The organism is Pseudomonas sp. Ors-4-3C (assembly GCF_055755035.1).
The window spans coordinates 2,195,416-2,209,291 of the sequence record NZ_CM146900.1; the positions used below are offsets into that span (position 1 = coordinate 2,195,416).

General features: G+C 57.9%; 11 protein-coding genes and 1 pseudogene. 5 read left to right on the top strand and 7 right to left on the bottom strand.

Features of this window, described 5'->3' with window-relative positions; genetic code table 11:
- Positions 1–83: 83 nt before the first annotated feature.
- Together ahpC and ahpF are read left to right on the top strand one after the other, a co-directional pair.
- On the top strand, positions 84–647 hold the full coding sequence (gene ahpC, locus ACVHNU_RS09690) for an alkyl hydroperoxide reductase subunit C (protein ID WP_003224621.1): 564 nt from the start codon (positions 84–86) through the stop codon (positions 645–647).
- 132 nt (positions 648–779) lie between these two features.
- On the top strand, positions 780–2,342 hold the full coding sequence (gene ahpF / locus ACVHNU_RS09695) for an alkyl hydroperoxide reductase subunit F (RefSeq protein ID WP_473019571.1): 1,563 nt from the start codon (positions 780–782) through the stop codon (positions 2,340–2,342).
- 179 nt (positions 2,343–2,521) lie between these two features.
- Here ahpF and gloA read toward each other — a convergent pair whose 3' ends face one another.
- Positions 2,522–3,043 carry a lactoylglutathione lyase gene (gene gloA / locus ACVHNU_RS09700; RefSeq protein WP_003224626.1) on the bottom strand — a complete coding sequence of 174 codons (522 nt, stop codon included), beginning with the start codon at positions 3,041–3,043 and terminating at the stop codon, positions 2,522–2,524.
- Positions 3,044–3,182: 139 nt separating this feature from the next.
- Between gloA and ACVHNU_RS09705 the strand changes: the two genes are divergently transcribed.
- Positions 3,183–3,701, top strand: a complete 519-nt coding sequence (locus ACVHNU_RS09705) for a DUF4946 domain-containing protein (RefSeq protein WP_045122752.1) — start codon at positions 3,183–3,185, stop codon at positions 3,699–3,701.
- 218 nt (positions 3,702–3,919) lie between these two features.
- Here the strand turns inward: ACVHNU_RS09705 and ACVHNU_RS09710 are convergent, their stop codons facing one another.
- The 3 genes and pseudogenes from ACVHNU_RS09710 to ACVHNU_RS09720 all read right to left on the bottom strand — a co-directional run bounded on the left by ACVHNU_RS09710 (position 3,920) and on the right by ACVHNU_RS09720 (position 7,045).
- Positions 3,920–4,285 (bottom strand): histone-like nucleoid-structuring protein, MvaT/MvaU family, encoded by a 366-nt coding sequence (locus ACVHNU_RS09710; protein ID WP_003224630.1) that lies wholly within the window; start codon positions 4,283–4,285, stop codon positions 3,920–3,922.
- A gap of 234 nt (positions 4,286–4,519) precedes the next feature.
- Positions 4,520–6,055: an EAL domain-containing protein gene (locus ACVHNU_RS09715; protein WP_103483340.1), complete on the bottom strand. Its 1,536-nt coding sequence runs from the start codon at positions 6,053–6,055 to the stop codon at positions 4,520–4,522.
- A gap of 117 nt (positions 6,056–6,172) precedes the next feature.
- A pseudogene (locus tag ACVHNU_RS09720) lies at positions 6,173–7,045 on the bottom strand (LysR family transcriptional regulator).
- 78 nt (positions 7,046–7,123) lie between these two features.
- Here ACVHNU_RS09720 and ACVHNU_RS09725 point away from each other — a divergent pair.
- Positions 7,124–8,071 carry a DMT family transporter gene (locus ACVHNU_RS09725; protein WP_473019572.1) on the top strand — a complete coding sequence of 316 codons (948 nt, stop codon included), beginning with the start codon at positions 7,124–7,126 and terminating at the stop codon, positions 8,069–8,071.
- A gap of 245 nt (positions 8,072–8,316) precedes the next feature.
- Entirely contained in the window at positions 8,317–9,393 is a 1,077-nt protein-coding gene (gene hppD / locus ACVHNU_RS09730) for a 4-hydroxyphenylpyruvate dioxygenase (protein ID WP_003224634.1), read from the top strand.
- 177 nt (positions 9,394–9,570) lie between these two features.
- Here hppD and rarD read toward each other — a convergent pair whose 3' ends face one another.
- From rarD to ACVHNU_RS09745, 3 genes are all read right to left on the bottom strand, one after another.
- Complete coding sequence (rarD, locus tag ACVHNU_RS09735) at positions 9,571–10,452, bottom strand: EamA family transporter RarD (protein ID WP_473019573.1); 882 nt, start codon at positions 10,450–10,452, stop codon at positions 9,571–9,573.
- 168 nt (positions 10,453–10,620) lie between these two features.
- The gene (locus ACVHNU_RS09740) at positions 10,621–12,696 is read right to left on the bottom strand and encodes an acyltransferase family protein (RefSeq protein WP_473019574.1); all 2,076 of its coding nucleotides are present in this window, start codon (positions 12,694–12,696) and stop codon (positions 10,621–10,623) included.
- Positions 12,697–12,854: 158 nt separating this feature from the next.
- Entirely contained in the window at positions 12,855–13,868 is a 1,014-nt protein-coding gene (locus ACVHNU_RS09745; RefSeq protein ID WP_473019575.1) for an aldo/keto reductase, read from the bottom strand.
- Positions 13,869–13,876: the final 8 nt, after the last annotated feature.

Sequence of the window (13,876 nt, forward strand, 5' to 3'; positions counted from 1 at the left end):
CATCAGGTTTGCCAATGAGCCATCCGTCGAGTGAGTGGGTAGGATTCACCCATCGAATTCACAACCCTGACGGAGAGTCATCAATGCCTATCATCAACAGCCAAGTAAAACCGTTCAAAGCTACCGCGTTCAAAAACGGCGACTTCGTACAAGTCTCGGACGCTGACCTGAAAGGCAAATGGTCCGTAGTGTTCTTCTACCCAGCCGACTTCACCTTCGTTTGCCCAACCGAGCTGGAAGACCTGGCCGACAACTACGCTGCGTTCCAGAAACTGGGCGTGGAAATCTACAGCGTTTCGACCGACACCCACTTTGCTCACGCTGCCTGGCACAACACTTCGCCAGCGATCGGCAAAATCGAATACACCATGATCGGCGACCCGACCCACGTTATCTCCCGCAACTTCGACGTGCTGATCGAAGAAGCTGGCCTGGCTGACCGTGGCACTTTCGTGATCAACCCTGAAGGCCAGATCAAAATCGTTGAACTGAACGATGGCGGCGTTGGCCGTGACGCTTCCGAGCTGCTGCGCAAGATCAAGGCTGCTCAATACGTTGCTGCTCACCCAGGCGAAGTTTGCCCAGCCAAGTGGAAAGAAGGCGAGGCGACTCTGGCTCCGTCCCTGGACCTGGTCGGCAAGATCTAAGTCTGTGACGCACGCAACACAGGGCGGGACTCCGCACCTACTTCAGTAAGCTGCACCGCCCATTAAAAAAGCCCGGGCGAGATTCGCTCGGGCTTTTTTTCGCCTCGAATAAAGACACAGGAGATCGCCCGTATGTTGGACGCCAATCTTAAAGCCCAGTTGAAATCGTACCTGGAACGGGTCACCCAGCCGATCGAGATCGTTGCTTCCCTCGACGACGGTGCGAAATCCCGGGAAATGCTTGACCTGCTGAAAGACGTTGCCAGTCTTTCGAGCCAGATTACCCTGATCGACAGCGGCACTGATGCCCGCAAGCCGTCGTTCTCGATCAATCGTCCGGGTGCCGACATCAGCTTGCGTTTCGCCGGCATCCCGATGGGCCACGAATTCACCTCGTTGGTGCTGGCCCTGCTGCAAGTCGGCGGCCACCCATCGAAAGCCAGCGCCGAAGTGATCGAGCAGATCCGCGCGCTCAAGGGCGAGTTCAGCTTCGAAACCTACTTCTCGCTGTCGTGCCAGAACTGCCCGGACGTGGTTCAGGCGCTGAACCTGATGGCCGTGCTGAACCCGAACATCCGTCACGTCGCCATCGACGGCGCGCTGTTCCAGGACGAAGTCAACGATCGCAAGATCATGGCTGTGCCGAGCATCTACCTCAACGGTGAGAGCTTTGGCCAGGGCCGCATGGGTCTGGAAGAAATCCTCGCCAAACTCGACACCGGTGCCATCGAGCGTCAAGCCGAGAAGATCAGCGCCAAAGAAGCCTTTGATGTGCTGGTGGTCGGCGGTGGCCCGGCCGGTGCTTCGGCCGCTATCTATGCCGCCCGTAAAGGCATTCGCACCGGTGTCGCGGCCGAGCGCTTCGGCGGTCAGGTGCTGGACACCATGGCCATCGAGAACTTCATTTCCGTGCAGGAAACCGAAGGCCCGAAACTGGCCACGGCGCTGGAAGAACACGTCAAGCAGTACGACGTCGACATCATGAACCTGCAGCGCGCCGACAAGTTGATCCCGGGCAAGAACGGCGAGCTGCACGAAGTCCACTTCGCCAGTGGCGCGACCCTGAAAGCCAAGAGCGTGATTCTGGCGACCGGCGCACGCTGGCGTGAAATGAACGTGCCAGGCGAGCAGGAATACCGCAACAAAGGCGTGGCGTACTGCCCGCACTGCGACGGTCCGCTGTTCAAAGGCAAGCGTGTGGCGGTGATCGGCGGCGGTAACTCCGGCGTTGAAGCGGCCATCGATCTGGCCGGTATCGTCTCCCACGTGACCCTGCTGGAGTTCGACGTACAACTGCGTGCCGACGCGGTACTGCAACGCAAACTGCACAGCCTGCCGAACGTCACCGTGATCACCAGTGCGCAAACCACTGAAGTCACCGGCAATGGTGAGAAGGTCAACGGCCTGCGTTACAAGGATCGCAAGACTGACGAACTGCGCAGCGTCGAGCTGGAGGGGATTTTCGTACAGATCGGTCTGCTGCCGAACACCGACTGGCTCAAAGGCACCATCGAGCTGTCGCCGCGCGGTGAAATCATCGTCGACAACCGTGGCGAGACGTCGATCCCGGGGATCTTCGCGGCAGGCGACGTGACCACTGTGCCATACAAGCAGATCGTGATTGCGGTGGGCGAGGGCGCCAAGGCATCTCTCAGCGCGTTCGATCACTTGATCCGCACTTCGGCTCCGGCGTAAACGTCAGTCGCTGAAACGAAAAAACCCATGAGCGATCATGGGTTTTTTTATGCCTGACACAAATCCAATTGTAGGAGCGGGCTTGCTCGCGAAAGCGTCCTGTCAGCCAACACCTGCGTTGCATGACTCACCGCTTTCGCGAGCAAGCCCGCTCCCACAAAGGCTTTTTATGCAGTCAGTTACAGCGGCGCAGGCTGGATGATTTCAACCCAGTAGCCATCCGGGTCCTTGATGAACGCCAGGCTTTTCATGCGGCCATCGGTCAAACGCTTCTGGAAGTCACAGCCCAGTTCTTCGAAACGTGCACATGCCGCAACGATATCCGGAACCGAGATGCAGATGTGGCCGAAACCGCGCGGGTCAGTGTTGCCGTTGTGATAGGCGAAGTCGGCATCGTTTTCAGTGCCGTGGTTGTGGGTCAGTTCGAGGATGCCGGGAATCGACTTCATCCACTCGGTGCGGGCAGCGGCGTCGGCCGGGATCTGCGCCTTGTCGACCAGTGCGAGGAAGTACAGGCTGAACTCAGCTTCCGGGAAATCACGTTTTTCCACCAGCGAGAAACCCAGTACGCGGGTGTAGAAGTCCAGCGACTGGGTGATGTCCTTCACGCGCAGCATGGTGTGGTTGAAGACGAAGTTGCGGGTTGCGCTGTCTGGAGTGGCGGTGACGCCGGGGAAAGTGTTCAGTTCGTGCAGGCTCATAGGCCCTCCGTAACAATGGGGCGAGTGAATGGGCGCAATGATACGCATGCGGGGCGGCATCGCCAAACCGAATGCGCGGCTTGCTCTGTGGACGGCCGGGCCTCAGACTTTGCAGCTCAATCTGCGAGTGCCTCTGGTAATGATCCGACCGTTCAAAGCGCTGTTCGTTTGCCTTTTCTCGTCTTTGCTTGCCGCTCCTGCGCTGGCGGACCAGCCGAGCATCACTTGGCCTGCTGGCTGGGAAGTAGAGGCGCTGCCCGATCAAGCCCCTCAGGTTTCGCGCCAGCGCGCGGTGAAAACCGACACCGACGGCAATCAGGTCATGGTGATGGAGTTGACCATGACTCAGGTGGAGGCAGGTCACCAGGTCAATGTGGCGGGCGTTCTGCTGGAAATGCGCAAATCGATACAGAAGGATTTCTTCCAGGGCGGCTATCAGAGTGTTTGCAACAAGGTACACCCGGCGAAGCTCGGCTCTTTGGACGCGCAGGAAACCACCTGCACGATCACTGAAAACGGTCGACATGTGTTGTCGCAAACTTTGGTTGCTGCGGCCGCAGCGGATAAGGCTTATGTACTTTCTTACGCTGGGCAGGCCGAGGTTTATAAGGCAAGCGCCGAGGAAATAGTCGCAGTGAGAAACAGCTTGAAACTTTAAGCGTCTGTTTGCACCCCGTCCGGTTTAGATACCCGAAGGAATTAAGCACAAAGTTTAGCGGCGATTACGATTGCAACATTCCGGCGCAAAATGTTTAGCCTCGCGGCTTGTGTGTGTTAAGGCGGATTGATAACTAGCGCGGGGGAAATCGTTGCTTTTGTTAGATATTGTCGAAAAAAAAGCCCCGCATAAAGCAGGGCTTGGTTGTTGACGCAAGATTAGCCGCGCAACCAGGAATCAACGGTAGCTGCACCGTACTGTTCCTTCCAGGCTTTCAGGCCACGGTGGTTGCCGCCCTTGGTTTCGATCAGTTCACCGGTGTGCGGGTTTTGATAAACCTTGACCACGCGAGCACGGCGGGTTTTTGGTGCGGCGGACACTTGCAAGCCGGACTTGGACGGGTTCGGATCGAGGATGGCGATGATGTCTTTCAGGCCTTTGCCGTAGGTTTTCATCAGCCCCTGGAGCTTTTCTTCGAATTCGATTTCTTTCTTGAGCCCGGCATCGTTCTTCAGCGATTCCAGCTGCTTGAGCTGTTCCTGAAGGGCCTTTTCAGCTGCACGAAATTCAGCGAGTCTGGACAATATCTTTACTCCAATAGTGTGTTTGGCTGATACCAACCGCAAACAAAGCTATAAGCCAAGAGCCTTGAAGCGACTCGGTGATAATGGCTCACCTGCCAATCTTGCACAGGCTGAAAAAATTGTAGTAGTTAATGCGCCAAGAGTAAATCCTGATCTTGTCGTCATGTAACAACAGTGGTGTTTTGTATCAATTTGGTGCGTCCGATCGCAGTGCCGGGGTTAATTTGTTTTTAGTTAATGGTGACTTAATGCATCGATGAAGTCGGCGCCGGGCATGGGTTTTCCGAACAGATAGCCCTGCAGGAAGTTGACGTGGTGTGCAGTCAGATAGTCAGCCTGTGCCTGAGTTTCTACACCTTCGGCAACAATACCCAGATCGAGCTTGGCCGAGAGCTCGATAATCGTGTCCAGAATATGTCGCGATAATGCGTCGATCCCGATCATCGCGACGAAGCTTTGATCAATCTTGAGAAAGTCCACATTGAATTTGCGCAGGTAACCCAGGCTTGAATGCCCGGTGCCAAAGTCGTCGATGGCGATCATCACACCCAGCGTATGCAACTGCTCGAACAGTTGGTGCGTGATGTCGCTCGGCTCGATCAGCTCACGCTCGGTCAACTCCAGCACCAGGCTGATGCTGCCGGGTGCGAACGCAGCGAGAAACTCGCGACAGTCTTCGACCAGTTGCAGATCGTGACAGTGACTGGCGGTGATGTTGATACCGATGTGAAACGGTTTGTTGAAACCTGCAGACAACGGGCCGAGCAGGGCGGCAGTCTGCTGCATCAGGGCGCGGGTCATGGGCACGATCAGGCCCGAATGTTCGGCAAACGGGATAAACATGTCCGGGCGCACCAGACCTTCTTTCGGATGTTTCCAGCGCATCAGCACTTCGGCGCCGGACCACTTTTTACTGTCGCCATGCACCACTGGCTGGAAATACGGGATGAACTCGCCTGCCTCCAGAGCGCGCAGCATTTCATGACTGGGTGAGGTGGAGCGCCGCTGCAGGACATGGCCGATAGCACCGGAGATGATCCCGAAAAAAATCAGCAGGCTGAACAGCGGCGGGTATTCGTCGGCCATATAGCGCCAGGTTTCGCCCTGCGGGAAGCCTGCGGCGACGCTGAAGGCATAGCGCGAAGACACCAACATACTTTGTGCCACCGGCAACGGCGGCAGGTTGCCTTGATGCACCTTGCCATCGGCGGACAGCCAGTTGTCGCCAACCTGCAGCAACAGCAGCGTCTGTCGGCCAATCAGGCGCAGGACGTTGCTCAGGTGATAGCCATCGAGCGTGGTCAGCGCGCCGCCACGACCTTCGCTGAGCCGATACACCAGCAGCGCGGTATTGGGCGTAACGGGATTGCCGTTCATCAACCACAGCTTGCCTTGGGTGTAGTCGCCCGGGTTCACGGCTTCCTTGTACTCACCGAACAGCGAGCTGCAATAGAGATTGTTGTCCCACACCAGATTGGTCGAGCGCACGAAAGGCCGACGGGTCACCTGTTCACGCAACGCCAGTTTGACGCTGTCGCAGGGCTGGCCGGCCAATGGCAGCAGATCGCTGGCGGCCTGGGCGGTGTTGTCGAGCATCAGTTCGACCTGACGCAACGCCTCATCGGCGGTGTTCTGCGTGCTCTGCTGCAAGGTGCGCTCGGCTTGCATATACAGAATCCCTGTGCCCAGAAGCACCGGCAGCAGGGCGCAAAGCAGGGTCACAATCATGCGCACGCTACGTTTGCGGCGGGGTCTGACAGTCAACGGCATGGGCACATCCTGTTGCGATGGAAGGGGAAACTCTCGAATGCAGGCCTGGCAACGGCGCGCCTGTGAAACACCGCGGAGTCAAGAGGCATGATAGATGGCCGATGGCGCTTGCGCTGCTCAAGGCGAGTTGAGCTGCGTGGCGAGTTCGATAAAGGCCAACGTCGCCGGCGAAGCCTGACGTTGATCGAGCACGGCGAGGCCGATCTGGCGTTGCACGGCGGGTACCAGCGGCTTCTTCACGTAACGCGGCGTCGCATCGTCCGGCAACGAGCATTCGGCCACGACGGTAATTGCGTCACCCCGGCCCACGACGTCCAGGGTGCTGAGCAATTGCGAGCAGCGATAGCGGATCTTCGGTTGCAGGCGCGCGGCAGTGAACAGGCGCGAAACCAGCTCCGATGAACCGGCTTCGGTCAGCACAAACGGATCGGCACACAGATCCTTGAGGCTCAGCGCGGTGCGTCCTGCCAATGGATGATCGGTTGGCAGCAGGGCAACCATCTGGTCTTCTGCCAAGGCAAAAGTGTCGAAACGCTCCTGAGGCAACACCACAAAACCGATGTCGATCCGCCGCTCTTCCAACCACTGGATAACCAGCCTGTCCGGCCCCTCATCAATATGCACTTCAATGCCCGGATGCGCCTGGCGATAGCGCTGCAAAATCGTCGGCAGCAACTTGATCGATGACGTCGGGCCGAACGAGCCGATGCGCAACGTGCCGCTTTTCATGCCCCGCGCATCGGCCGCCTCCTGACGCAGGGTGTTGGCCAGACCAAGCATGGCCCGTGCGCGCTGCAGCAATTACTCGCCGATGTCGGTGAGTTCGACTTGCGACTGATGGCGGTGTAGCAGTTCGACGCCCAGTTCCTCCTCCAGCGACTTCATCGCGTGCGACACCGCTGACTGCGAAATTCCCAAACGATGGGCGGCGAGGGTGAAACCGCGCAGTTCAGCGACTAGCGAGAAGATCTCCAGTTGAGTGAGGGTCATGAGTATTTGCTCATTTTACGATGACGTTAAATGAGGTGAATGATACGCCATCTTTCCAGCTGCATTACCTGGAGCATCATGCGCAACCTCGAGCAAATCCACGCAACGACCTCCGAGCGGCCGGTTTATCTGACTCTGGCAGCGGTGACCATGATTTGGGGCGGGACCTTTGTCGCCGGGCGTTTTCTGGCGGGCAGTCTCAGCCCTCTGTTCGCCGCCAGCCTGCGCTTCCTGCTCGCCAGTGCGGCGTTGCTGGGGTTCCTGTGGCTGGCGCGCATCCCGCTGGCACGACCGACGTCCCGGCAATGGCTGCAACTGTTGTTGCTGGGGTTCTTCGGGATTTTCTTCTATAACCTGTGCTTCTTTTATGGCCTGCAATACATCAACGCTTCACGGGCCTCGTTGATTGTTGCGTTGAATCCGGCCGTGATCGGTCTGGCCTCGTGGTTGTTGTTCAAGGAGCGCATGGGGCGGATGAAAGTCGCCGGTATTGCGATCTGTATCGCTGGCGCTGGCCTGGTGTTCGTCAGCCGTAATCCGCAATTGCTTGCCGCGACGCCTGACGCGTGGATCGGCGATCTGTTGATTCTTGGTTGTGTGTTGGGTTGGGGCGTTTACTCGCTGTTTTCACGGGGGCTGAATCAGTCACTCGGCCCGGTGCAGACCGTGACGCTTTCCGTGCTGATCGGCACAGTGATGCTCTGGACGCTGGCGGCGTTGCGCGGCGAGGTAAGCTGGGTCGCATTGATCAGCCTCGGTACGCCGCAGTGGTTGAGCCTGATCTACCTGGGTGTGCTCGGCTCGGCGCTGGCCTACATCGGCTACTACGACGGTATCCGCAAAATCGGCGCGACCCGTTCCGGCGTGTTCATCGCCCTGAATCCGCTGACAGCCGTGGTTCTCGGCGCGCTGCTGCTCGGCGAACAACTGACGTTGAGCCTGTATCTGGGAGGCGGCCTGGTGTTGGTGGGGATTTACCTGTGCAACAAACCCCTTGCACCAATGCGAAAAAGGCGGATTTTATAGAGAGGGCAGACAACCCTATTTACGCTGTGTAGAATCGGGTTACGCATACAATAATAATCGTCTTCTGGCAGCAGAAGCCTCGCCCGCAAGAGCCTTGGGTCGACAATGAAGATATTCGGGTTTCAACTGATCTACGGTGACTTCCTCGCCCGCAGTGTGCGAGGCATCTCCTGCGCACCACCCAGCGATCTCAGCATTACTGACAAATAACCCTGGTTAATTGATAAGAATGATGAGGCGTCACCATGGCAGATTTATACGAAAACCCAATGGGCCTGATGGGCTTTGAGTTCATCGAGTTCGCATCGCCGACTCCTGGCACCCTGGAGCCGATCTTCGAGATCATGGGCTTCACCAAGGTCGCAACCCACCGCTCCAAGAACGTGCACCTGTACCGTCAGGGCGCGATCAATCTGATCCTCAACAACGAACCCAATAGCGTCGCTTCGTACTTCGCGGCCGAGCACGGCCCGTCGGTGTGTGGCATGGCGTTCCGCGTCAAGGATTCGCAAAAGGCCTACAGCCGCGCACTGGAACTCGGCGCCCAGCCGATCCACATCGAAACCGGCCCGATGGAACTCAACCTGCCAGCGATCAAAGGTATCGGCGGTGCGCCGCTGTACCTGATTGACCGTTTCGGCGAAGGCAGTTCGATCTATGACATCGACTTCGTGTTCATCGAAGGCGTTGATCGCAACCCGGTCGGTGCCGGCCTGAAGATCATCGATCACCTGACCCACAACGTGTATCGCGGGCGTATGGCTTACTGGGCCAACTTCTACGAGAAGCTGTTCAACTTCCGCGAGATCCGCTACTTCGACATCAAGGGCGAATACACCGGCCTGACCTCGAAAGCGATGACCGCACCGGACGGCATGATCCGCATCCCGCTGAACGAAGAGTCGTCCAAGGGCGCCGGGCAGATCGAAGAGTTCCTGATGCAGTTCAACGGCGAGGGCATCCAGCACGTGGCGTTCCTCACCGACGATCTGGTCAAGACCTGGGATCAGTTGAAGAAGATCGGCATGCGCTTCATGACCGCGCCGCCGGACACCTACTACGAAATGCTCGAAGGCCGCCTGCCGAATCACGGCGAGCCAGTGGATCAACTGCAATCGCGGGGCATCCTGCTCGACGGTTCGTCGAACCCGGACGACAAGCGCCTGCTGCTGCAGATCTTCTCGGAAACCCTGATGGGCCCGGTATTCTTCGAATTCATCCAGCGCAAGGGCGATGATGGTTTCGGCGAGGGCAACTTCAAGGCCCTGTTCGAATCGATCGAGCGTGATCAGGTGCGTCGTGGTGTGCTGACCACCGAGTAATCCGCCACTAGAATGAAAAAATCCCGGCTTGCAGTCATGCACAGCCGGGATTTTTTTGCGTCAGCAAAACTGTGGGAGCGGGCTTGCTCGCGAATTCGGTCTTTCGTTCAAGGTCTTTGTTGACTGACCTGACGCTTTCGCGAGCAAGCCCGCTCCCACAGTAGTCTTGTATTGCTTTTAAGAGCGGCGTTGTCGCATCAGGTGTTTGAAGCCTTCGAAGATCAGCACCACAACGGCGAGCCAGATCGGAATGTAGGTCAGCCACTCGCCGGCCTTGATGCTTTCACCGAGCAACAGCGCCACACCGAGTAGCAGCACCGGTTCCACATAACTGAGCAAACCAAACAGGCTGAACGGCAACAAGCGGCTGGCAATGATGTAGACCACCAGCGCCGATGCACTGATCAGGCCGAGCAGGGGAATCAACCAGAGCAAGCCAGGATACTGATCGAACACGCCAAAGCCTTGCTCGCCACCGCGCACAAACCAGTACGCCACCGGGAGCATCAGGGTCATGTCGACCCATAGACCGCCAAGGTGGTCGGTCTTCAGGCGTTTGCGCAGCACGAAGTACAGTGGATACCCGACCACGACGACCAGCGTCGCCCAGGAAAAACCGCCGACCTGATACAACTCGTTCGCCACGCCCAGAATGGCAAAGAACACCGCGATTTTCTGCAAGTACGACAGGCTGTCGCCGTACACGATGCGCCCGGTCAGCACCATCGCCAGCGGTAACAGGAAATAACCCAGCGACACGTCGAGGCTGTAGCCATTGAGCGGCGCCCACATGAACAGCCACAACTGCACGCCGAGCAAACCGGCCGAAACGATCAGGCCGCCGATCAGCTTCGGATAGCCCGCAACCCGCCGCAGCAGCTCCAGTACCCGCCGCCATTCACCGGACACCAGCATGAACACGGTCATGCACGGCACCGTCAGCAGCATCCGCCAGCCGAAAATCTCTACGCCGCTCAACGGGGTGAGCAGCGAGGTGTAGTAATACATGACGGCAAACAGCACCGAGGCTGAAACCGATAGAGCGATACCTTTAGACAAACTGTCCTCGCGGGTGGGTGATCAAACAGGGCGCGCAGGATACGTGGTTTTTGTGCTGAATATTGGCCGAGTGCTCATTATTTCCAACATGCACATTGGCGCCGCCCCCTCACCAGCGTAGTCAGTGGATTCGGGCAGAGCCCGAAATCCTTAGCGGGTTCGCGGGCATTACTGTTGTGCTTTCAACGGATTTGCGAAGTGCTCGATGTACATCTGACCAAACCGGTAAGAGGCGTAATCGGTCAAGTGGCCGATGTCACGGTAGACCGGCAGGCCGTCGACGGTCGTCGCGCAATCGGCCTGCGCGCATTGCACGCTTTTCGGATCGATCACCAGCAAGCTCGGGTATTCGGACTTCAATTCATTCAACAGCCTGGCCAATACCGGTTCTTCACTGCCTGACCAGGGTGTCGTGGCGCAGGCGCGGCTTTGCTCGGTACTGCCCAGCGTGCCGCGCAACTTGACCTGCTTCGACAGGCATTCGTTGATCCCCGCCGGCATTGGCAGCGTGCTCAGCAAAAAGACCGGAGTTGCACCTGACTTGACGATAATGTCCAGTGCTTCGCGGATCGCCACCCCCAAGCGTTGATGAGATAACTCAAGGCTGCGAGGGTCATCCAGGCGGGTAACAACGGCGTCGCTCAGATACGCCTCCCAGATCTGGCCGATGATCACGTACTGAAAGTGATGGCTGGCCACGATGTCGTAGTAACGTTGCGTGGCATCGTGGCACTTTTGATACAGCGCGTTCTTGTATTTGTACCAGTTGTACAAATAGACACCGGGCATCGTCAGGCACGCCGGGTAAGCCTGGGCGAGTACTGAAAGGTTGGCATCTTTGGCCAGTGATTCGACAAAACCCCAATACTGGTTCGAATAGGAATCACCCATCAGGAACGCGTTGGGCGTGTCCCGCACAGCACCGAATACGCAGCCGGGATCAGCACCGTCGCTGACACCCAGGCAACCTTCTCGGGCAGGCGGAATGGCGGCGCTCAGGGTGTCGAACTGGCTGCCGTAGGCGTGGCCGAAGCGCAATGGCCAACCGTCATGTTTCTCGCCCGCTGCGTGCAACAACGACAGGCTGACCGCCGGCAGGACCATCAACCAGAGCAGTGTCTTGCCAAACCGTACGCGTGTTCTGCGAAACCGGTTTTCAACCAGCACATAGGAGGCGTAGCCGATGATGAAGGTGGCGATGAAATAAACGGTCGTCAGCAGCGGAGTCAGGGCAAGGCCCATGTAATTCATCACCGCGAGGATTGGCCAGTGCCACAAGTACAGCGAGTACGAGAGCGTGCCAATCAACACCAGCGGTTTGAACGCCAATAATTTGGAGGTCAGGCTGTTATCGCCGATACCGCGAAAGAGCAGCACTGCGGTGGCGAGGCACACGACAATGGCGTGGTAACCGGGAAAGCCAGACAGGATGCCTTCTCGGGTGGCGCAGTAGAAGATCGTGGCCAGCGCCAGCACACAGACCAACGTGGCACTTGTGCGATTGAGCCTGAAGTTTTGCGCACTGAAGATGACGGCGCAGGAGCCGATCATCAATTCGAAGATTCGAGCGGTGAAGAAGTAGTAGTTCTTGTCGGGGTAGGCGCGGGACAGATAGAGCGCGAGCGCGATCGCCGCCAGGGTCAAGCCCAATACCGTCGCCTTGAACACGCTTTTCGCCACATACCGGTCGAGCAGCCAGATACCCAGCGGCAAGGCCAGATACCACTGCCATTCGATGGCCAGTGACCAGGTGTGCAGCAACGGCAAGCTTGCGGCATCGGGTGTGGCATAGCCGGTGGTGGCTTTTGAGAAGTACTGGTTGGAAATGATTAACGAGGTGTACTTTTCGCTCTTGAGAAATTCGACATAGTCATTGGGCAAGTACAGCAATGTCGTGGCGATCAGTGTGGCAATCAGCAGTGCAATCACCGCCGGTTGCAGGCGCCAGATGCGCCGGTTGTAAAACCCGGCAAAACTGAATGTACCGTTGTCCAGCGACTTCATGATGATCGAGGTCGTCAGGTAGCCCGAGATCACGAAGAAGATATCGACGCCAATAAAACCCGACGGAAACAGCGCCAGGCCGCCGTGAAAAATCAAGACAAGCAGCACAGCGATTGCGCGCAGGCCGTCGACATCCGCACGGTATTGCAGTGAAGGTTTCCCATCTCCAGAGACGGCCCCTGCCAGCGGCGAAGCGTGCGTGGTCGATGCGTCCTTGTTGCCAATTACTTTGAACAGCATCCCGCGCAGAGGCTTGCACGCTAACTGAAAAGGGCGGTTGAACATCATTTATCCCGGGCCATTTGCACACGATCAATCAGCGTTTTCCATTTGATCGCACTTGGTTCAATGAAAAAAAACAGCCGATTGTATCGGCTGTTGTACAACGAGGGAAAAACTTATGGCTGGCGCGGTTTACGGCCCGACACAAAATGGCTCACATCATTGAACCCCGGTGTCGACGCGTGCCCCGGTGTCACCAGCGAATCGATAAACGCTTCATCCTCCGCCGTGATTTTCACCGCTTGCGCCTTGGTGTACGCGTCCCACTGTTGTTCGGTGCGCGGGCCGACGATCGCCGAAGTCACGGTGCTGTTGTTCAGCACCCAGGCAATCGCGAACTCGACGATACCGACCCCACGGCCCTGGGTATATTGCTGAATCTGCTGGGCAATTCGCAGCGATTCCACCCGCCATTCGGTTTCCAGAATGCGTTTGTCCTGGCGCCCGGCGCGGCTGTTGGCGTCCGGGGTCACATCGGGTGCGTATTTGCCGCTGAGCACGCCGCGGGCCAGCGGGCTATAAGGCACCACACCGAGACCGTAGGTTTGCGCAGCGGTGATCTGCTCGGTCTCGGCCTGGCGGTTGACGATGTTGTACAGCGGCTGGCTGATCACCGGGCGATCGACACCCAACTGGTCAGCGATACGAATCACCTCGGCAATGCGCCAGCCGCGATAGTTCGACAGGCCCCAGTAGCGAATCTTGCCCTGGCGAATCAGATCGCCAATCGCCGACACGGTGACTTCCAGCGGCGTGTTGTGGTCTTCGCGGTGCAGGTAATAGATGTCGAGGTAGTCGGTGCCGAGGCGCGTCAGGCTGGCCTCCAGACCATTGAAAATGTGCTTGCGGCTCAAGCCGCTGCGGTTCGGCACGCCGTCCGCCGGGCCGAATCCGACCTTGGTCGCCAGCACCCATTCGTGACGGTGTCGGGCGATCGCCTCGCCGACGATTTCCTCCGAACGGCCGTTGGTGTAGACGTCGGCGGTGTCGATGAAATTGATGCCCTGATCCCAGGCCTTGTGGATGATGCGCAGCGAATCCTCTGCGCTGGTCTGCTCGCCAAACATCATCGTGCCGAGGGTGAGGGTGGACACCTGCAACCCCGAGTGCCCCAGTGTGCGGTAGCTCATGCCGAAAT

Bases quoted from the DNA above. Each gene is read 5' to 3' on its own strand.
- ACVHNU_RS09745 (WP_473019575.1), bottom strand. From the start codon at position 13,868: ATGAGCTACCGCACACTGGGGCACTCGGGGTTGCAGGTGTCCACCCTC.
- ACVHNU_RS09725 (WP_473019572.1), top strand. From the start codon at position 7,124: ATGCGCAACCTCGAGCAAATCCACGCAACGACCTCCGAGCGGCCGGTT.
- ahpC (WP_003224621.1), top strand. From the start codon at position 84: ATGCCTATCATCAACAGCCAAGTAAAACCGTTCAAAGCTACCGCGTTC.
- ACVHNU_RS09740 (WP_473019574.1), bottom strand. From the start codon at position 12,696: ATGCTGTTCAAAGTAATTGGCAACAAGGACGCATCGACCACGCACGCT.
- hppD (WP_003224634.1), top strand. From the start codon at position 8,317: ATGGCAGATTTATACGAAAACCCAATGGGCCTGATGGGCTTTGAGTTC.
- gloA (WP_003224626.1), bottom strand. From the start codon at position 3,043: ATGAGCCTGCACGAACTGAACACTTTCCCCGGCGTCACCGCCACTCCA.
- ACVHNU_RS09705 (WP_045122752.1), top strand. From the start codon at position 3,183: ATGATCCGACCGTTCAAAGCGCTGTTCGTTTGCCTTTTCTCGTCTTTG.
- ahpF (WP_473019571.1), top strand. From the start codon at position 780: ATGTTGGACGCCAATCTTAAAGCCCAGTTGAAATCGTACCTGGAACGG.
- ACVHNU_RS09715 (WP_103483340.1), bottom strand. From the start codon at position 6,055: ATGCCGTTGACTGTCAGACCCCGCCGCAAACGTAGCGTGCGCATGATT.